The 19,012-nt window shown below is 61.6% G+C and carries 14 protein-coding genes; 11 read left to right on the top strand and 3 right to left on the bottom strand.

What is annotated here, in order from left to right; translation table 11 throughout:
* Positions 1-43 precede the first annotated feature (43 nt).
* The 7 genes from phnD to RLEG4DRAFT_RS33380 all read left to right on the top strand — a co-directional run bounded on the left by phnD (position 44) and on the right by RLEG4DRAFT_RS33380 (position 6,535).
* Positions 44-949, top strand: a complete 906-nt coding sequence (gene phnD, locus RLEG4DRAFT_RS33410; RefSeq protein WP_003583463.1) for a phosphonate ABC transporter substrate-binding protein — start codon at positions 44-46, stop codon at positions 947-949.
* A 169-nt stretch (positions 950-1,118) separates the two neighbouring features.
* Positions 1,119-2,078, top strand: coding sequence for a phosphonate ABC transporter, permease protein PhnE (gene phnE, locus RLEG4DRAFT_RS33405; protein WP_003583461.1), 960 nt, complete (start codon positions 1,119-1,121; stop codon positions 2,076-2,078).
* 7 nt (positions 2,079-2,085) lie between these two features.
* Positions 2,086-3,429, top strand: coding sequence for a phosphonate ABC transporter, permease protein PhnE (phnE, locus tag RLEG4DRAFT_RS33400; protein ID WP_003583460.1), 1,344 nt, complete (start codon positions 2,086-2,088; stop codon positions 3,427-3,429).
* A gap of 143 nt (positions 3,430-3,572) precedes the next feature.
* Positions 3,573-4,268: a DUF1045 domain-containing protein gene (locus RLEG4DRAFT_RS33395; RefSeq protein ID WP_037094989.1), complete on the top strand. Its 696-nt coding sequence runs from the start codon at positions 3,573-3,575 to the stop codon at positions 4,266-4,268.
* Positions 4,269-4,281: 13 nt separating this feature from the next.
* Complete coding sequence (locus RLEG4DRAFT_RS33390) at positions 4,282-5,421, top strand: alpha-D-ribose 1-methylphosphonate 5-triphosphate diphosphatase (protein ID WP_037094491.1); 1,140 nt, start codon at positions 4,282-4,284, stop codon at positions 5,419-5,421.
* Positions 5,418-6,011: a phosphonate metabolism protein/1,5-bisphosphokinase (PRPP-forming) PhnN gene (gene phnN, locus RLEG4DRAFT_RS33385; protein ID WP_003583455.1), complete on the top strand. Its 594-nt coding sequence runs from the start codon at positions 5,418-5,420 to the stop codon at positions 6,009-6,011. Before RLEG4DRAFT_RS33390 ends, phnN begins: the two co-directional genes overlap by 4 nt.
* 20 nt (positions 6,012-6,031) lie before the next feature.
* The gene (locus tag RLEG4DRAFT_RS33380) at positions 6,032-6,535 is read left to right on the top strand and encodes a GrpB family protein (RefSeq protein WP_003583454.1); all 504 of its coding nucleotides are present in this window, start codon (positions 6,032-6,034) and stop codon (positions 6,533-6,535) included.
* 30 nt (positions 6,536-6,565) lie between these two features.
* Here the strand turns inward: RLEG4DRAFT_RS33380 and RLEG4DRAFT_RS33375 are convergent, their stop codons facing one another.
* A complete protein-coding gene (locus RLEG4DRAFT_RS33375) occupies positions 6,566-8,914 on the bottom strand; it encodes a DNA translocase FtsK (protein WP_003583453.1) in 2,349 nt (782 codons plus the stop codon).
* 171 nt (positions 8,915-9,085) lie between these two features.
* On the bottom strand, positions 9,086-12,085 hold the full coding sequence (gene polA, locus RLEG4DRAFT_RS33370) for a DNA polymerase I (RefSeq protein ID WP_037094981.1): 3,000 nt from the start codon (positions 12,083-12,085) through the stop codon (positions 9,086-9,088).
* 425 nt (positions 12,086-12,510) lie between these two features.
* Between polA and RLEG4DRAFT_RS33365 the strand changes: the two genes are divergently transcribed.
* Complete coding sequence (locus tag RLEG4DRAFT_RS33365) at positions 12,511-12,927, top strand: MarR family winged helix-turn-helix transcriptional regulator (RefSeq protein WP_003583451.1); 417 nt, start codon at positions 12,511-12,513, stop codon at positions 12,925-12,927.
* A gap of 114 nt (positions 12,928-13,041) precedes the next feature.
* Here RLEG4DRAFT_RS33365 and RLEG4DRAFT_RS33360 read toward each other — a convergent pair whose 3' ends face one another.
* Positions 13,042-15,375 carry a bifunctional diguanylate cyclase/phosphodiesterase gene (locus tag RLEG4DRAFT_RS33360; RefSeq protein ID WP_003583450.1) on the bottom strand — a complete coding sequence of 778 codons (2,334 nt, stop codon included), beginning with the start codon at positions 15,373-15,375 and terminating at the stop codon, positions 13,042-13,044.
* Between the two features lie 225 nt (positions 15,376-15,600).
* On the opposite strand from RLEG4DRAFT_RS33360, the gene RLEG4DRAFT_RS33355 reads away from it, so the two are divergent.
* The 3 genes from RLEG4DRAFT_RS33355 to RLEG4DRAFT_RS33345 all read left to right on the top strand — a co-directional run bounded on the left by RLEG4DRAFT_RS33355 (position 15,601) and on the right by RLEG4DRAFT_RS33345 (position 18,693).
* Positions 15,601-16,989: a dipeptidase gene (locus tag RLEG4DRAFT_RS33355; protein ID WP_003583449.1), complete on the top strand. Its 1,389-nt coding sequence runs from the start codon at positions 15,601-15,603 to the stop codon at positions 16,987-16,989.
* A gap of 426 nt (positions 16,990-17,415) precedes the next feature.
* Positions 17,416-18,114 carry an SH3 domain-containing protein gene (locus RLEG4DRAFT_RS33350; protein WP_003583448.1) on the top strand — a complete coding sequence of 233 codons (699 nt, stop codon included), beginning with the start codon at positions 17,416-17,418 and terminating at the stop codon, positions 18,112-18,114.
* Between the two features lie 357 nt (positions 18,115-18,471).
* Positions 18,472-18,693 (top strand): hypothetical protein, encoded by a 222-nt coding sequence (locus tag RLEG4DRAFT_RS33345; protein ID WP_003583447.1) that lies wholly within the window; start codon positions 18,472-18,474, stop codon positions 18,691-18,693.
* The last annotated feature ends 319 nt before the right edge of the window (positions 18,694-19,012 follow it).

Below are 19,012 nucleotides of genomic sequence, written 5' to 3'. Positions count from 1 at the left end.
TTCGTAACGGGAGACCGGGGACACCGGTCAATAGGAGAGACACATGTTGAAGAAAGCACTCTTTGCGGCAACGGCGCTCTTTGCGCTCGCCGGCGCAGCCCATGCTGCAGACCTCAAGGAATTCCGCATCGGCATCCTCGGCGGCGAAAACGAAACCGATCGCCTGCGCAACTATGCCTGCCTTGCCGACCACCTGAAGCAGGAGTTCGGCTTCGAGAAGGTCTCGCTGTTCCCGGCCGCCGATTATGACGGCGTTATCCAGGGCCTGCTCGGCGGCACGCTCGACTTCGCCGAACTCGGCGCCTCCGGTTACGCCTCCGTCTACCTCAAGGATCCGAAGGCCGTTACCCCGATCCTGACGACGCAGCAGAAGGATGGTTCGACGGGCTATTATTCGATCGGCCTGGCGCTGAAGTCCTCCGGCATCAAGAACATCAAGGACGCCAAGGGCAAGAAGCTCGGCTATGCCGATCCGGACTCCACCTCGGGCTACCTCGTTCCGCTGACGCAGATCCCGAAGGACACGGGCATGCCGAACGACAAGTTCTTCGCCTCGACGCAATTCAACGGCGGCCATGAGAACAACCTGCTTGCCGCCTATGACGGCAAGGTCGACGTCGCCGTCGACGACAGCTCGGGCCTCGGTGATTTCAAGGACGGCTACACCTCCGGCACCTTCCGCAAGGAAGTCGACAAGGGCGCCGTCGATCCCAACAAGCTGGTCGAAGTCTGGCGTTCGCCGCTGATCCCGAACGGCCCGCTCGTCGTGCGCAACGCTCTCGGCGAAGACTGGCAGACGAAGCTTGCGGCCTTCTTCACGGCCCTGCCGGAAAAGGATCACAAGTGCTTCGCAGCTGTCGAAGGCGGCGACTACAAGGGCTACGCCCCCGTCAAGCACGACTTCTACAATGCCGTCGTTGAAGTTCGCAAGGCTGCCATCGGCGGCTGATCGGCCTCTTGAATGCTGGGGCGGCCGGAAACGGCCGCCCTTTATCTTTGACGACAGCGCTGCGCGTCTTAGACGCGCGAAGGACGCTGTAGCACTTTGAATTGCTGCATAATTCTATCCTCAAATCGATTGCGATTTGAGGATAGAATTATGAAGTAGGCGAGGCGCCATGACTATTGCCGATACACAGCCGCACATGCAGAGCACGCAGGAGATCGGCACCGCCTGGGGCCGGATGGTGGCCAAGCGCCGATTTTACACCATCCTCGGACTGGTTATCCTGATTGCGGCTTTCGTCAGTTCCGTCCGCTTCGCCGACGAGAGCAATGCCGGCCATTTCTTCGACCGACTACCGCATCTCTTCGACTTCCTGAGCTGGCTTATCCCCAAGGATTGGAGCGATGTTTGGCGCGCGCTGTTCGACATAACGAGCGTCAACGACAAGGGCGGCGAGGAATTCAATTTCGACAAGGGCCGCGTCTACGTCTGGGGTGCCTTCTACATTCCCGAATATTTCGAGCTGATGATCGTCACCATCAACGTGGCGCTGATCTCGACGATCATCGCCTTCGTCTTTGCGGTGCCTTTGAGCTTCTTTGCCGCCCGCAACCTGACGAGTTCATGGCCGCTGCGCATCTTCACCAAGCGGCTGATGGAATTCCTGCGCGCCTTCCCCGAGATCGTCATCGCCGGCCTGTTTTCGGCGATCCTGTCGATCGGGCCGGTCGCCGCCATCATTGCCATCACCCTGCATACGATCGGCGCGCTCGGTAAACTCTTCTACGAAGTGGCCGAGAATATCGACATGAAGCCCGATGAGGGCATGAAAGCCGTCGGCGCCAACTGGTGGGAGCGAGTGCGTTTCGCCGCGCTGCCGCAAGTGCTGCCGAATTTCACCTCCTATGCGCTGCTGCGCCTCGAGATCAACGTACGCGCCTCGACGATCATCGGCGCCGTCGGCGGCGGCGGCATCGGCGAGGAGCTGAAGCTTTCGATCTCGCGCGGCTTCGGCGCCAAGACCATGGCGCTCGTTCTGCTGCTGTTCGTGACGATCGTCGCCGTCGACCGGTTCTCCGCATGGCTGCGCCGCCGTCTCGTCGGCGAGCACGCCTTCCTCCTGCAACATTGAGGCCGCCATGACGGTGATCGACGCAAACCGCATGCATGAGATAGAAACGCGCTATCCGGAATATTTCCACCGGTCGTTCCGCCAGCGTTTCGGCGGGCTGATGATCCTGATCGCGACGCTGCTCTACAGCCTCTATGCCGTCTGGTTCTTCGATCTGCCCAAGCTCTTCGCCGAGGCCCATTGGGAACGTGTCGGCATCTATCTCAGCCAATGGGTGAGCTACGACGTCCAGCCGGAATTGCGCATCGAGGACGACGGCTCGATCGACATCCGCTATCCGCGTTTCTCGCCGCTCGGCGACAATCCACATCCGGACTGGCTGGTCAACAATCCCGACGGCAGCATCACCGTTTCGATCAGCGGCACCAGCCGCACCATCACCGTCTCGAAGAGCGAGACGATCGTCACTGCGCATGGCATCAGCGTCCCCGTCGAAGTTTCGAGCGGTGCGCCGAAGGTCGTCGGGCCGGTCCCCGGCTGGATGACGGTCTATGACGACAATGTGCTCGCCGATCTCGGCTTTGCCGGCAATGTCAGCATTTCCGTTGACCGGGTGAAGATCCGCAAGCGTTTCATCGGCTGGGCGAATTTCATCTTCGACACCCAATCGTCCTTCGTCGACAAGCCGGTCGGCGAGGTCGTCAGCCTCATCATCTCCGGCCCGCGCATCAAGCCCGACCAGTCCAACCTGTCGCTCGCCTTCGACGATATCTGGAACAACAGCGAGTGGCAGCACGGCGACGTCTGGACCAAGCTTTTCCAGACGATCGTCATGGCATTCCTCGGAACGCTGCTCGGCTCGCTTGCCGCCTTTCCGATGGCTTTCATGGCGGCGCGCAACATTACGCCGAACCGGCTGCTCAATCAGATCCTGAAACGCTTCTTCGATTTCCTGCGTTCGGTCGACATGCTGATCTGGGCGCTGTTCCTGACGCGGGCCTTCGGCCCCGGCCCGCTTGCCGGCAGCGGCGCGATCTTCCTCACCGAGACCGGCACGCTCGGCAAGCTCTATTCCGAAGGGCTAGAGAATATCGACAACAAGCCGCGGGAAGGCATCAAATCAACCGGCGCTGAGACCGTGCTCGTCCATCGTTATGGCATTATGCCGCAGATCGTTCCCGTCTTCGTCAGCCAGACGCTTTACCAATGGGAATCGAACGTGCGCGGCGCGACCATCATCGGCGCGGTCGGCGCAGGCGGCATCGGCCTCAAATTGTGGGAGGCGATGCGCACCAACGCCAACTGGGAAAACGTCGCCTACATGGTCATTCTGATCCTGATCGTCGTCTTCCTGTTCGACGCCGCCTCGAACGCGCTGCGCCACCGGCTGATGGGCACGAAGGCGCACTGATTCCGCCGCTCGAAAGGCGATGGCGGCGCCGCCGTCATCATCATTCTGTCACGGAAATCTTTTAGCCGGGAACCTGCTTGCGGTTCACCGCCAAATCACTGCACATTGCGCTCCCCGTTTCGACGATCCCCAGGATAAAAGCCTTGCGCTACGCTCTCTATTTCTCGCCGCCGAAGGATGACCCCCTGACCGGCGCGGCCTCGCTCTGGCTTGGCCGCGATGCGTTTGCCGGCGAGACCTATCCTGCACCGAACCATGCGCAGCTCGATGCGGCAGAGCAATTCGAGCTGACCGCCGACCCGCGCCGCTACGGCTTTCACGCGACGATCAAGGCACCGTTTTCGCTCGCCGCCTCGGTCACCGAAAAGGATCTCCTGGCCGTCGCCGAGGATTTTGCCGCGCGCACGCCACCCTTCGAGATCCCCGAACTGGTGCTCGGCCAGCTCGGCCGTTTTTTTGCCCTCGTTCCCGGTTCTGTTCATCAACCTCTTCAGGATTTCGCCGCGAAGGTGGTAAGGTCATTCGAACCGTTCCGCGCAGCGCTTTCTGCGGCCGATATGGCGCGGCGCAACCCGGAGAAGCTCAGCGACAGCCAGCGCACCCATTTGCAGCGCTGGGGTTATCCCTATGTGATGGAGGATTTCGGCTTCCACATGACGCTCACCGGCCAGGTGCCCGAGACACGCGCCGCCGTGATGAAAGCGATCCTGACCGAGCGTTTTGCCGATTTCACCGACCGGCCGCTTTCGATTTCCGGCCTTGCCGTCTTCACCGAGGAGACGCGCGGCGCCCCGTTCAAAGTTCATTCCTGGCTGCCGCTTTGCGGCGCCAAAAGCTGAAAGACCTGACGACATGAGCAAAGAGACCGTGTTTTCCAACGCCCGCATCGTTCTCGAGGATGACATCCTCTCGGGCTCGATTCTCATTCGCGACGGCAAGATCGCCGACATTTCCGAAGGCAACTCGGTAGCCGGCGAAGATTTCGAAGGCGATTACGTCATTCCCGGCCTCGTCGAACTGCATACAGACCATCTCGAAGGCCATTACCAGCCGCGCCCCGGCATTCGCTGGAACAAGACCGCCGCAGTCCAGGCGCATGACGCCCAGATCGTCACTTCGGGCATTACCACGGTGTTCGACTGCCTGCGCATGGGCGCGGACGAGGACGGCGGCTTCGAACATGGCGAGATGCGCGACATGGCCGATGCCATCCAGTCGGCCGAGAAGGAAGGCCGGCTGCGCGCCGAACACCTCATCCACCTGCGCTGCGAGGTCTCGGCCGACAATGTGCTCGAACATTTCGCCGATTTCGAAAACGACCGGCATGTGCGACTGGTCTCGCTGATGGATCACGCGCCCGGCCAGCGTCAGTTCCAGACGATGGATCAATATATCTTCTACTACCAGAAGAAGCGGGGCCTGAGCGACGAGGTCTTCGCTCGTTTCGTCGCCAAGCGCCAGGCAGAATCGGCGCGCAATTCGACGCCGCACCGCAATGCCATCGCCAAGATCTGCGCCGAGCGCGGCATTACCGTTGCAAGCCATGACGACGCAACACTCTCTCATGTCGATGAGGCGATCGACAACGGCGTGCGGCTTGCGGAATTCCCGACCAGCTTCGATGCCGCCCGCGCCTCGCATGGACATGGCATGAGCGTGCTGATGGGGGCGCCGAATATCGTGCGCGGCAAATCCCACTCCGGCAATATCGCCGCCCGCGACCTTGCCGAGATGGGCGTGCTTGACGTGCTTTCCTCGGACTACGTGCCGCTCAGCTTGCTGCATGCGCCCTTCATCCTCGCCGATGAAGTCGAAAGCATTACGCTGCCTAAGGCGATCGCCATGGTGACGTCGACGCCCGCCCGCACCGTCAGCCTCGACGATCGCGGCCGGATCGCCACCGGACTGCGCGCCGATCTCGTCCGCGTCCACCGTTCGCATGGCGTGCCGGTGACACGCTCGGTCTGGCGCCAGGGACGCCGAGTCGCATGACACACGAACCCCATCCGGGAGCCGGAGCCGAACGCGGCATCATGGTCGTCGTCGTCGGTCCGAGCGGCGCCGGCAAGGACACGCTGATGAAACTTGCCGCCCGGCATTTCGCCGGTCGCGCCGACGTTCATTTCACCCGCCGCGTCATCACCCGTCATCGCGACGCCGGCGGCGAAGATCACCTTTCCGTCTCCCTGCAAGGGTTTGCCGCCATGGAGCAGTCAGGCTCCTTTGCTGTCTGGTGGGAAGCGCACGGGCTGAAATACGGCATTCCGGCCGAAGTCTCGGTGGCGCTTTCGCGAGGCCATGTCGTCGTCGCCAACGGCTCGCGCTCGGCCCTTCACCGTTTCCAGGCCGCCTTCCCGCGCCTCAAAGTCATCAACGTCACCGCCAGCGCCGAAGTGCTCGCCGGACGGCTGGAGGCGCGCGGACGCGAAACGCATGAGGATATCATGGCGCGGCTTGCCCGCGGGCCGCTGACGGTGCGCGGCGAATATGACGTGACGGAACTCGACAATAGCGGCTCACTCGAAGAGGCCGAGCAGAAGATGATCGCGATTCTCGAGGGGTTGCTCGCCGAAACGCACTGACCGCAATCGAGAGGAAGCGTATGCGCGCCATCAAAGTGCTCGACTACGATCCTTCCTGGCCGCGGCTCTTTGCCGAAATCCGCGGCGAGATCTCCACCCTGCTCGGTGATCTCGTCTTTTGCATCGATCATATCGGCAGCACGTCGGTGCCCGGCCTGGCCGCCAAGCCGAAGATCGACCTCGATATCGTCACGGTCTCCGACGACGTTCTGCCGACGGCGATCGAAACGATGCGCACTGCCGATTTTGTCTTCCACGGCGATACCGGAGAAAAACGCTGGGCCTTCACCCGAGATCACGCGGGTCACGGGTTCAGACTTTATTTCTGCGGTCCCGGCAACCGCGCCCATCGCGAGCGCATCCTGTTTCGCGACTATCTCCGGGATCACCCGGAAAGGGCCAGGGCCTATGCGGAGCTGAAACGCCGGCTGGCCGCGCAGGCAGACGGCAATTGGGATTTTTACACCGACGGAAAGACCGAGTTCGTCAACGAGACGGTGCGGTTGGCAATCTTAAGGACGTGAATCGGAGTGCGTAGCGCACTCCGCCCCCAATCAATCGCCGTCGCCCCGTCCCGATACGATCTCGCGCTTGCCGACATGGTTGGCCGGGCCGACGAGGCCTTCCTTCTCCATGCGCTCGACGAGCGACGCGGCGCGGTTGTAACCGATGCCGAGGCGGCGCTGGATGTAGGAGGTCGAGCATTTCTTGTCGCGCATGACGACCTTGACCGCCTGTTCGTAGAGCTCGTTGCCATCCTCGGAGGCCATGGCGCTCTTGTCGAAGACGGCGCCGGCCTCTTCCTCTTCCGTCTCTTCTTCCTCGTCGGCGGTGACGGTGTCGAGATATTCGGGGCGGCCTTGGGTTTTCAGATGGGCAACGACCTTTTCGACCTCGAGATCCGAAACGAACGGACCGTGGACGCGGGAAATCCGCCCGCCGCCCTGCATATGCAGCATGTCGCCCTGGCCGAGCAGCTGCTCGGCGCCCTGTTCACCGAGAATGGTGCGGCTGTCGATCTTCGACGTCACCTGGAAGGAGATGCGGGTCGGGAAGTTCGCCTTGATGGTGCCGGTGATGACGTCGACCGACGGGCGCTGCGTCGCCATGATCAGATGGATGCCGGCGGCACGGGCCATCTGGGCGAGACGCTGGATCGCGCCTTCGATTTCCTTGCCGGCGACCATCATCAAGTCGGCCATCTCATCGACGATGACGACGATGTAAGGCATCGGCGCAAGATCCAGCTCCTGCTGCTCTTCGATCGGCGCACCGGTCTGCCGGTCGAAGCCGACCTGGACCATGATGTGGATGGTCTCGCCCTTTTCACGGGCCTCGCTGACGCGGCCATTGTAGCCGTCGATATTGCGCACGCCGAGGCGCGACATCTTGCGGTAACGCTCCTCCATCTCGCGCACGGCCCATTTGAGCGCCATCACCGCCTTCTTCGGGTCGGTAACGACCGGTGTCAGCAGATGCGGGATGCCGTCATAGACGGAAAGTTCGAGCATCTTCGGATCGACCATGATCAAGCGGCACTGTTCCGGCGTCATGCGGTAGAGCAGCGACAGGATCATCGTGTTGATGGCAACCGACTTGCCGGAGCCGGTGGTGCCGGCAACGAGCAGATGCGGCATCTTGGCGAGTTCGGCAATCACGGGCTCGCCGCCGATGGTCTTGCCGAGGCCGAGCGCCAGCTTGTAACCGCTCTTCTCGAAATCCTGGCTTTCGATCATCTCGCGGAAATAGACGGTTTCACGGGTGACATTCGGCAATTCGATGCCGATGACGTTGCGGCCGGGCACCACAGCGACACGGGCCGAGAGCGCCGACATCGAGCGGGCGATATCGTCGGCGAGGCCGATGACGCGCGACGATTTCACGCCCGGCGCCGGCTCGAATTCATAAAGGGTAACGACCGGGCCGGGGCGGACATGGATGATCTCGCCCTTGATGCCGAAATCCTCGAGCACGCTTTCCAGAAGGCCGGCATTCTGCTCCAGCGTCTCCTGCGACATGATCTCGCCCAGGCGTTCCGGCGGCTCCTGCAGGAGGGCACGCGGCGGGAATTCATAGCCTGAGGCGTCGACCCTTTCCGGCCTTACTGTGCGGCGCGGCGACGGCAGGACCGCGGCGACAGGCGGCGTGCGCTGGGGCTCCGGTGCGGCCTGAGGGACTGACGCGACGTGAGCGGGCGCCACGTGAGGAGCCGGCGCAATCTGAGGGGCCGGCGCAGCCTGGGGGACTGGTGCGACCGGTGCTTCGACGGCAATGCGCCGGGGCCGTTCCAGAGATATAGCCGCCGCAGGGCGCACGGCCGGCTTTGCGGAGACCGTGGCGGCCGGCGAAACCGGGCGGGAGGCGACGGGAGCGGCGGCCGGCCGGCCGGGGCGCCATTCCATGATGCGGAACAGCGAGGTGATCGATTCGGGCGCAGTCTCGGCCTTCGGGAACGAGATCACGGCAGGCGCGCGAACCGGCTCGGCCTCTTCGAAGGCCATGACTTCCCAGAAGGCGAAATCCGAAATGGAAGAAAGCTCGGCGGTGGCGCGGAAGGCCGGCTCGTCAGGAACGAGTGACGGTTGCAGTTCGATCTGCGGTGCTGCGGGACGTTCGTCCGGCTCCGGCAGATAGATATCGAAGGGCACGTCGACGGCGACCGGCTCGATCCGTATCGCCTGCTGCCCAACCTGCGAATCATCGCGAATGGGCTCATCCGGCGCCCGCCGCTTGCTGATCAGCGTTTCGGGCGTGCGGGTGAAACGGACGTTCGGCGCGAGGGAAAAATTGCTCTGCCAGATCGGCGCGGCCGGCTTTTCTGCTGGATTTACCTCCGGAAGGTCCGTTTCAATCCCGCTGGAAAAGTCCCCGGCGTCCGTCAAATTGGTTCTGGGAAAACGCATGCGTCCGCTACTCACTCATGCCTAACAAATTACGACCCTACCGGGATAGAAAAGGAAGGTTAATAAGTTCCTTCCCGCCGTATCGTTCCGATACGGCTCCCGGACGTAAGTCGCCGCTATTTCAATGAGTTGTGTTCGGTGGAAAAATCTTTCTCATTTTCGGGGAAGCCGTTAATGCGCTTCATCCCAATTGCTGGCGGCGCGCGCGTCGACCCTGAGCGGCACGCGCATTTCGAGCGCCGGCATGGTGGCGTTTTCCATGACCGAGACGATGATGGGCATCGCCTTTTCGACATCCTCGTCCTCAACCTCGAAGATGAGTTCGTCATGCACCTGCAGCAGCATGCGGACGCGATCGGCAAGGCCGGCTTCGGCAAGGGCCGGCTCCATCTTGATCATCGCCCGGCGGATGACGTCGGCAGCCGAGCCCTGGATCGGCGCGTTGATCGCCGCACGCTCATTGAAGGCGCGCACGGACGGGTTGGACGAGCGAATTTCCGGATAGTTGATTCGCCGCCCGAAGATCGTCTCGACATAACCCTTGTCGCGCGCCATGGCCTTGCGGCTTTCCATATAGTCGCGGATGCCCGGGAAACGCTCGAAATACTTCTTGATGTAGTCGCCGGCTTCCGAACGCTCGATCGACAGCTGGTTGGCAAGCCCGAAGGCCGAGATGCCGTAAATGATGCCGAAATTGATCGCCTTGGCGCGGCGGCGCACTTCGCCCGGCATGCCTTCAACCGGCACGCCGAACATTTCCGACGCGGTCATGGCGTGAATGTCGACGCCATCCTCGAAGGCCTTGGTCAGCTGCGGGATCTCGGCCACATGGGCAAGCACGCGCAATTCGATCTGGCTGTAGTCGGCGGAAATCAGCTTATGGCCCGGCGTCGAAATGAAGGCGGTGCGGATCTTGCGGCCTTCGGCGGTGCGCACCGGAATGTTCTGCAGGTTCGGCTCGGATGAAGACAGGCGCCCCGTCGTCGTCGATGCCAGCGAATAGGAGGTATGGACCCGCTTGGTCTCCGCATGGACATAGCCGGGAAGCGCGTCGGTATAGGTGGATTTCAGCTTGGTCAGCTGGCGCCAGTCGACGATCTTGCGCGGCAGCTCGAAACCGGCGGCGGCCAGATCCTCGAGCACCTGCGCGGAGGTGGACCATTGCCCGGTTTTCGTCTTGCTGCCGCCGGCAAGGCCCATCTTGCCGAACAGGATATCGCCGAGCTGCTTCGGCGAGCCGATATTGAAGCGCTCGCCGGCCAGCACATAGATCTCGTCTTCCAGCCTGGCGGCACCTTGGGCGAGTTCACCCGACAGGCGCGACAGGATCTGTCGGTCGACGGTGATGCCGCGCGCTTCCATACGCGCCAGCACCGGCAGCAGCGGCCGCTCCAGCCGTTCATAGACGCTGGTCAGCCCCGCCGCCGTCAGCCGCGGCTTCAGCACCAGCCAGAGCCGCAGCGTCACGTCGGCATCTTCGGCGGCATAATGGGTGGCGCGGTCGATATCGACCAGATCGAAGGTGACGTTCGCCTTGCCGCTGCCGGCCACATCCTTGTAGGGGATCGGCGTATGGCCGAGAAATTTTTCCGAGAGCGGGTCCATGCCATGGGCGCCGGTGCCGGCGTCGAGCACGTAGGAGATCAGCATCGTGTCGTCGAAACTCCTGGTCTCGACGCCGTAGCGCTTCATCAGCAGGTAGTCGTATTTCAGGTTCTGCGCGACCTTGAGAACCGCAGCATCCTCCAGCAATGCCTTCAGCCGCGGCAAGGCATCGCGCATGGGGATTTGGTTGTCGGCTAGGCCACCGCCGAGCAGATCGCCGACGCCGTTCTTGTGGGCGAGCGGTATATAGGCGGCGCGGATCTTCGTGCCTGTCGGATCGGCCGTATTGTCGGCGATCGCCATCGAGAAGCCGACAAGCTCGGCCTGCATCGCATCCAGTGACGTCGTCTCGGTGTCGAAAGCAACGAGGCCGGTAGCGCGCGCATCGGCGATCCAGCGGTCGAGTGTGGCCAGATCGCGGATCGTCACATAGGCCGAATGATCGAAGGGCAGCGTCGCAAAGGCTTCGGCCCGCGCCTTGGCCAGATCGGCGGGCGAAAAGGCGCCTTCGACGGCGGCCTTCGACTTCGCACGCGGGGGCACCGGCACCGATTCGCCCGAGACCTCGGGGATGCCGCCGGCAACCGGCGCAGGCTCGGCCGCATCGAGATCGGGACCGTGGGCAGTCTTGCCCCATTCGATCTGGACGAAGGCCGGCTCGATGACGCTCGCATCGCAATCGCAGACTTCGGCGACGCGGCGCGTCAGCGTCGTGAATTCCATCGTCTTGAGGAAGCCGATGAGCTTCGGGCCGTTCTGCGGTTCCAGCACCAGCGCGTCGAGATCGAGATCGAGCGGCACATCGGTGCGCAGCCGAACGAGGTCGCGCGAGAGCCTCGCCATATCGATATTGGCGAGGATCGTCTCGCGGCGCTTGACCTGCTTGATCTCCGTGGCGCGTTCGAGCAGCGTGTCGAGATCGCCATATTCCTCGAGCAGCTGGGCGGCGGTTTTCGGGCCGATGCCGGGAATGCCGGGAACATTGTCGACGGAATCGCCGGTCATCGCCTGCAGGTCGATCATCTTTTCCGGCGGCACGCCCCATTTTTCGATAACATCGGGAATGCCGATCTGCTTGTCCTTCATGCTGTCATACATATGGACATTGGGGCTGACGAGCTGCATCAGGTCCTTGTCGGAGGAGACAATGGTGACATCGGCGCCTGTCGCCTCGGCCTGACGGGCGTAGGTGGCGATGATGTCGTCGGCCTCAAAACCTTCGGTCTCGATGCAGGGCAGATTGAAGGCGCGGGTCGCCTCGCGGATCAGACCGAATTGCGGAATGAGCTCTTCCGGCGGTGCGGAGCGGTTCGCCTTATAGGCGTCATAGAGATCCTTGCGGAAGGTCTTGGCGGAATAGTCGAAGATGACGGCAAGGTGTGTCGGCGTGACGCCGACATCGGTATTGCGCGCATCCCTCAACAATTTCCACAGCATGTTGCAGAAACCGGAAACGGCGCCGATCGGCAGGCCGTCGGTCTTGCGCGTCAGCGGCGGCAGTGCATGAAACGCCCGGAAGATGAATCCGGAACCGTCGACTAGGAAGAGGTGATCGCCTTTTTTCATGGTGCATGGATAGCGCGGGCACGGGACGAGGTCCATATAAAGTTCGGTGCGCGAAACCAATCCCCAGCACCCGGCGTTCAGCAGCCCGCTCACCAAACTGTTACCGATTTGTAACGATCGTCCTCCCTTGAAAAACCACATTTGCAGACACAAATCGATGTCACCGGCGCTTGATCGCGCCGCGGGTCTGATCACCGGCTTGTCCCCCGCCGCGTCAGGCTTGGACAAAGGCCTTATCCCCCTCTCCGGGCCTTTGTCCCCACTTTAAGGTCGCCATGGCCAACCTCCAGGCCATGGCGATTTTTGTTTTTTCCAGACACTCGAATTATCATCGCGGCTTGCATATTTTGAAGCATCGCATGCGATTTGTTGCATTGTCTCCGGCGTGGTTTTGAGCCTAACTTGCAATCATGGGATTTAACCGCATGGATTCGGGAGCCTACCTTGCCAGCCAGCTGGCGAAGGGTTTTGCCCGCTCGCTGCACCAGCGCGCGGTCGGGCTCGGTTTTTCTCCGGGCCAGTTCCCCATCCTGCTGGAATTATGGGCCGAGGACGGACTGACCCAGAAGCAGCTTCTCGAGCGGGTCGATATCGAGCAGGCGACCATGGCCAATACGCTGTCGCGCATGGTCCGCGACGGGTTGATCGAACGCCGGCCCCATCCCTCCGACAAGCGGGCGCAACTGCTCTTCCTGACGCCGAAGGCCCGCGCCATGGAGGCAGAGGCGATCGAGACGGCGCGTGAGGCCGATCTTGCGCTGTTTAAAGGGTTTCGGGTTTTCGAGCGCGAACTGACGCTCGAATATATCCGCCGGCTTCTGGAAAACGCCAAGGCGCTTTGACCGGGATCACAAGGCGTGTGCGCTCGGTAGCAGCGCTGCGGTTTCGAGCTAAAGCTTTTTGTTCTTATGCATGTCGTTGTCCCAGAACCGCCGCACACTTCCGGGCGCCATGCATTAGGCGGACAGGACGCTGTCGCGCGCGGCGAGCTTGACGCTGGGCTCGATATCCGGCTTGCCGAGCCACAGGCCCTGCACCTGCGCGCAGCCTTCCTCGACGACGATCTGACGCTGCATCTCCGTTTCCACCCCCTCGGTGACCACGGACATGCCGAGGCTTTGGCCGAGACCGATAATAGCGCGCACGATCGATCGCGCCGCCGCGTCATGCTCCAGCACGCCGGTAAAACTGCGGTCGACCTTGATCTTGTCGAAGGGAAACGAGCGCAGGTTGGAGAGTGAGGAGTAGCCGGTGCCAAAATCGTCCATGACGATGTGCACCCCTAACTTGCACAGGCGCTGCAGCGTTGCCAGCACCCGGTCGCGATCGCGGATCAGGGCTGACTCGGTGATCTCAAGCTCCAGCCGATCGGCTGCAAGCCCCGTCTCGGTGAGGATCGCCTCGACCCGCTCGCACAGGTTGGGCAGCATGAACTGCACCGGCGAGACATTGACGGCAATCGTCAGCGGCTGCGGCCAGCGCGCCGCCTCCATGCAGGCCTGCCGCAATATCCATTCGCCAAGCTGAACAATCGAACCGCTTTCCTCGGCGATCGGGATGAAAATGTCGGGCTCGGTCATGCCGTGGCCCGGCCGGTGCCAGCGCATCAAGGCCTCGTAGCCGCTGATCTCGCCACTCTGCGCGTTGAGGATCGGCTGATAGCTGACATGGAGTTGGTTGCGGATGACCGCGTGGCGCAGGTCGCTTTCGATCTGGCGGCGGTTCCGCGCCGCTTCGTCCATCTCCGCGTCGAAGAAACAGGCCCTGCCGCGGCCGTCATGTTTGACGCGGTAGAGCGCGGTATCGGCGTTGTTGCAAAGCTCTTCGGCCGTGCTCCCATCTCTTGGATAGAGCGCGATGCCGAGGCTGACGCCGACGGCGGTGGGGTCACGAGCCGTGTCCATCTCGGCGGCGAATTCGTCGATGATATCAACCGCAAGCTTTTGCGCCGATGCCGGCTGCTGCCCTGCGGACTGGATGATGGCGAATTCGTCGCCGCCGAGCCGGGCGATCGTATCGTTCTCACCGGCCACCCGGCGCAGGATAGCGGCCACCTTGCGGAGGATGCGGTCGCCTTCGGCGTGGCCGAAAATGTCATTGACGGCCTTGAATCGATCGAGGTCGAGCCAGAACAGCGCGACCTCGGTGTTCTTGCGTTCCGCCACCTGCAGCGCCTGGCGGATGCGGGTGTCGAACAGCGACCTGTTCGGCAGATCGGTGAGCACATCGTGATGAGCGAGATGCTCGATCATCTCCTCGGCTTGCTTGCGCTCGGTGAGATCGCGCACCGCCAGCACCTCGCAATTGCGGCCACGATAAACAATCTTGCTGGAGTTTGCTTCGACGGCAATCTCTCTGCCGGTGCGGGTGTTCAGCAGCGTCTCGCCGGGCCTGTTTTCCCGGGGCGCCTGAACGACGGTCAGCACATCGGCGGGCGCCTTGCCGGAGAGATCGGCAAGCTTCCAGCCGGACAAGGCCTGGAACCGCTCGTTGACATCGATGATCCGACCTTCGCGCAGGATCAGCAGCCCTTCCTGCGAGGCATTGGCAAGTCCGCGCAGATCCGTCAAATGGCTTTGGACGAAGACCACGGCAAGTGCGACCAGGATAAGAGCCGTTGCCGCGACCACGACGATCGCGGCGAGCACCCTGGTGTCGAGCACCAATGTCGGAACCGCCTTGCCGGGGTCCGGCACGAGGGTAATGCTGCCCATCGAAATGAAGTGAAGAGTGCAGATGGCGAGGACGAAGACCAGCGATGAGCTGAGGAGACGCCTCATACCCTTCAGATTGAAAAAAATATGGAAAGCGGCGCTCGACAAAAACATTCCCGCAGCGACCGCTGTCAGTGTCATTGCGGGATCGTAGAGGATTATCGCCTGCGTCTCGATGGCCTGCATGCCGGTCAGGTGCATGGAAGCGATGCCGAGCGCCATCAGGACGCCGCCGCCGATATCGGAAAACCTTCCGTCACGCTGCGAAGCGGCAAGCATCGCCAGCCACGAGCCTGCGACCGACAGGAGAAAGGAAAGCAGCGTCAGGTCGAGCGCGTAAGTGATCGGCGTGCCACCGTCATAAGCAAGCATCGCGATGAAATGCGTTGCCCATACGCCGGTGCCGAAGGCAAAACCCGACGCGCCGATCCAGAGCTTGCGCTGCCCGGCGTCGCACTCCTGGGCCCGGGAAAGCAGCAGCATCGCCGCCATGGCGCCAACCAGGCAGACCGCGGCCGCCACTATGACCAGGCGCCAATCGTGATTGTCGCGAATACATGCAATAACCGAAAACATCTGCGCGCCCCCCGAACAGCTTATTTTCGGCCGATGCTATTTAGGTTGTGCTAATTAACTGTAAATTGAATTAGGTCTTTCTTTATTATCGCGACATGCCCTTCGATAAAGACCCGAATTGTGTCGTTTCAGCACACTTGCGGGCCGCTAATTTTTACTTTTTCCGCCTCGCCTGCTTTCCCAGTTTGGTCTATCGTCCGGCCAAATTTCGAAAAGGAGTCGAAAATGGCCGACCTACAACCGGTTCTTTCGCGTGCAGACCAGAATCTTTCATCGAGCCTCGAAAAACTGTTCGAGCTGCTGCGCATCCAGTCGATTTCCACCGATCCCGCCTACAAGACCGAATGCCGGAAGGCCGCCGAATGGCTCGTCGCCTATCTCCAGACGCTCGGCTTCGAAGCTTCCGTCCGGGACACGCCAGGCCATCCGATGGTCGTTGCCCACCATGCCGGCGCGTCCGCTGGGGCACCGCACGTTCTGTTCTACGGTCACTACGACGTCCAGCCGGTCGACCCGATCGAGCTTTGGGAAAACGACCCCTTCGAGCCGTCGATCAAGGATGCCGGCGACGGCCGCAAGATCCTGACCGGCCGCGGCACGTCCGACGACAAGGGCCAGCTGATGACCTTCGTCGAGGCTTGCCGCGCCTATAAGGAGATCAACGGCGCGCTTCCCTGCCGCGTCACCATTCTCTTCGAAGGCGAGGAGGAGTCCGGCTCGCCGTCGCTGAAGCCCTTCCTCGAAGCCAATGCCGCAGAACTCAAGGCCGATTATGCGCTGGTCTGCGATACCGGCATGTGGGATCGCGACACGCCGGCGATCGCCGCAGCGCTACGCGGCCTCGTCGGCGAAGAAGTCACCGTGACGGCGGCCGACCGCGACCTGCATTCCGGCCTTTTCGGGGGTGCTGCGGCCAATCCGATCCATATTCTCGTCGAGGCCCTTGCCGGCCTGCATGACGAGACCGGCCGCATCACGCTTGACGGTTTCTACAACGGCGTCGAGGAAACGCCCGACAACATCAAGGCCTCATGGGAGACGTTGGGGAAGACCGCCGAGACCTTCCTCGGCGACGTCGGCCTTTCCATTCCGTCCGGTGAAAAGGGCCGTTCGGTGCTGGAACTCACCTGGGCGCGGCCGACCGCCGAAATCAACGGTATCTGGGGTGGATATACCGGCGAAGGCTTCAAGACGGTGATCGCCGCCAAGGCTTCGGCGAAGGTTTCGTTCCGGCTTGTCGGCACGCAGGATCCGGCCGCCATCCGCGACGCTTTCCGCAGCTATATCAGATCGAAGATTCCTGCCGATTGCTCGGTCGAATTCCATCCGCATGGCGGCTCGCCGGCGATCCATCTCTCCTATGATTCACCGGTTTTGACCAAGGCGAAGACCGCGCTTTCCGACGAGTGGCCGAAACCCGCCATCGTCATCGGCATGGGTGGCTCGATCCCGATCGTCGGCGACTTCCAGAAGATGCTCGGCATGGAATCGCTGCTCGTCGGCTTCGGCCTCGCCGATGACCGCATCCATTCGCCGAACGAGAAATACGAGCTTGTCTCCTATCACAAGGGCATCCGCTCCTGGGTGCGGATTCTCCAGGCGCTCGCCGCCTGACAGAGACTGGGCGCCTTTAGCCAAGACGCAGCATAGAAATCGCGACAACAAAAAGGCCGGTTCAAACCGGCCTTTCGTCGTCCGCTCGTCTCAGTGCCAGTTCATCCGTGGTCAAGGAGAAAGCGGTATTGCAACGAGACTGCCCCGGAAAGGTTAACGAATCGTTAACGCATCACAGCGCCGACGGCGGTCACATCACGCCCCTTTGCGATTTCATCCGGCATGTCGAAACGCCATACCGGATCACAAAATTCCCCTCGTTCAAGCTGCGTTCATCGCGACCGGGTATAAGCCTTTGAAAGACAAGGAAAATGGTGGCGCCCTAACAAATGCGGGCGATCGTTCTATCTTTTCCTGCAGATGGCATGTGCCAAGAAAAGGCAGCCAGGCGCTGGCTGAAAACGCGCCAAACGAGGAGTGAGAAGCGTGAAAAATCTCATTGTTAAAATCGCTGTAGCTGGCCTGTTTGTGCTAGCTCCGGTGATTGCGCAGGCCGCCGAGGGCTACTCGACGGCGAACGTCAACATGCGTGCAGGTCCGAGCACCCGGTACCCTGCCGTCGCAGTCGTGCCCGCCGGTTCCGCCGTCGAAATCCGTGGATGTCTTTCCGACGTCAACTGGTGCGACGTCGAATTCTATGGCGGTCGCGGCTGGGTTTCCGGCCAGTATGTCCAGGCTGTCTACCAGCAACGCCGTGTCTATGTCGGTCCGGAATATTACCGCCCGCTCGGCATTCCGATGATCAGCTTCAGTGTCGGCAATTATTGGGACCGCAATTACCGCAACCGCGATTTCTACCGTGACCGCGACCGCTGGAGCCGCGGCCCTGATTATTACTACCGTAACCGGGATCGGGATCGCGACTATGGGGATCGCAATCGGGATCGCGACTACGGGGATCGTAACCGAAATCGCGACCGGGACTGGCGCGACGACAATCGAAGGGAAGATCGCAGAGGCGAAAGCCGCAGGTCGGACCGTCGGGATGACAACAGGGGCGATACCAGGAGTTCGGATTTCCGTGACCTGCCGCAGTTCAGGGGCGGGAAGGCCGATACCTACAAGCGGCCCGACCCCAGGGCTTCGCCCTTCGTCTGCCGCCCGGGCGATCCGTCCTGCGACTGAGATATCGGCGGCGGTCGCAAGGCCGCCGCTCTTGTCAATGTCACAGCCTCATTCGCGCGTCTGAAAAGGCGAGCAAGGGCCTTGCAATAAAAAGCCCGGCGCTCCCGTTGAGGGATGCACCGGGCCTGATGTCGATCGGCGCGTGTTGAGGGGAGACGGCCGATCTTACGCGGGACGTGAGGGGTTGTCCCGCTTCATCATAAACAATCGTGAAGCTTATAGGTTCCGTCGGCCGGACAGAAGATGCGCGGCGCAAGGCTGCGACCCTGAAATGCAATCCTCGACTTGTGCAACGGGATTCTTTAATGCACTTTCGCGACATTGCGGATTGATTTTATCCGTTCGAGGCTGGCCCCAATGACGCAAGACTACCTGACTTTCTTGGGGCTTTTCGGCGCTCGTTCAGCCACTATCGATGTTACCGTCTGGCATAAACACAATCCACTCCTTCCGGTCCGCCTTACCGACGGCGCGCCCCTCGACCCTTCCGGCCAGATCTGGCGCCGCTTTCATCTGGGCGAGTGGGAATATAAGCAGGACCCGGAAACGCTCGACGATTACGAGGCCCGCCAGTTCTGAACTGGCTATGCATGCCGCGCGACAAGGCGGCAGCGGTGGTGGGATCCGACTGGCATAATCAAAGCTCTAAAGCGCGTCGCACCAGGCCGGATCGGCGCTACTCTTTCGCGGCGCGGTCTGCTTTGCTTTCCATCGTTAATACCCCGTTAAATCGCCGCAATTACAGTTCAGTCGGATGATCACGTCGCCACTGCATAATCCCTCAAATCGAAATCGATTTCAGGACAAGATTATGCAGCACGTCAAAGTGCTACAGCGTCCTTTGCGCGTCTAAAAAACCCGCGGCGCGGTAGAAGCGCAGTTGTGCGAAGCCGGGCTT

The organism is Rhizobium leguminosarum bv. trifolii WSM2297, assembly GCF_000271845.1.
This window is presented reverse-complemented; position numbering and strand designations above follow the sequence as displayed.

What these genes read in the sequence shown, in the direction of transcription:
- polA (WP_037094981.1), bottom strand. Translation starts at nt 12,085, where the DNA reads ATGAAAAAAGGCGATCACCTCTTCCTAGTCGACGGTTCCGGATTCATC.
- RLEG4DRAFT_RS33390 (WP_037094491.1), top strand. Translation starts at nt 4,282, where the DNA reads ATGAGCAAAGAGACCGTGTTTTCCAACGCCCGCATCGTTCTCGAGGAT.
- RLEG4DRAFT_RS33360 (WP_003583450.1), bottom strand. Translation starts at nt 15,375, where the DNA reads ATGTTTTCGGTTATTGCATGTATTCGCGACAATCACGATTGGCGCCTG.
- RLEG4DRAFT_RS33345 (WP_003583447.1), top strand. Translation starts at nt 18,472, where the DNA reads ATGACGCAAGACTACCTGACTTTCTTGGGGCTTTTCGGCGCTCGTTCA.
- RLEG4DRAFT_RS33365 (WP_003583451.1), top strand. Translation starts at nt 12,511, where the DNA reads ATGGATTCGGGAGCCTACCTTGCCAGCCAGCTGGCGAAGGGTTTTGCC.
- RLEG4DRAFT_RS33375 (WP_003583453.1), bottom strand. Translation starts at nt 8,914, where the DNA reads ATGCGTTTTCCCAGAACCAATTTGACGGACGCCGGGGACTTTTCCAGC.
- phnE (WP_003583461.1), top strand. Translation starts at nt 1,119, where the DNA reads ATGACTATTGCCGATACACAGCCGCACATGCAGAGCACGCAGGAGATC.
- phnE (WP_003583460.1), top strand. Translation starts at nt 2,086, where the DNA reads ATGACGGTGATCGACGCAAACCGCATGCATGAGATAGAAACGCGCTAT.
- RLEG4DRAFT_RS33380 (WP_003583454.1), top strand. Translation starts at nt 6,032, where the DNA reads ATGCGCGCCATCAAAGTGCTCGACTACGATCCTTCCTGGCCGCGGCTC.
- phnN (WP_003583455.1), top strand. Translation starts at nt 5,418, where the DNA reads ATGACACACGAACCCCATCCGGGAGCCGGAGCCGAACGCGGCATCATG.
- phnD (WP_003583463.1), top strand. Translation starts at nt 44, where the DNA reads ATGTTGAAGAAAGCACTCTTTGCGGCAACGGCGCTCTTTGCGCTCGCC.
- RLEG4DRAFT_RS33355 (WP_003583449.1), top strand. Translation starts at nt 15,601, where the DNA reads ATGGCCGACCTACAACCGGTTCTTTCGCGTGCAGACCAGAATCTTTCA.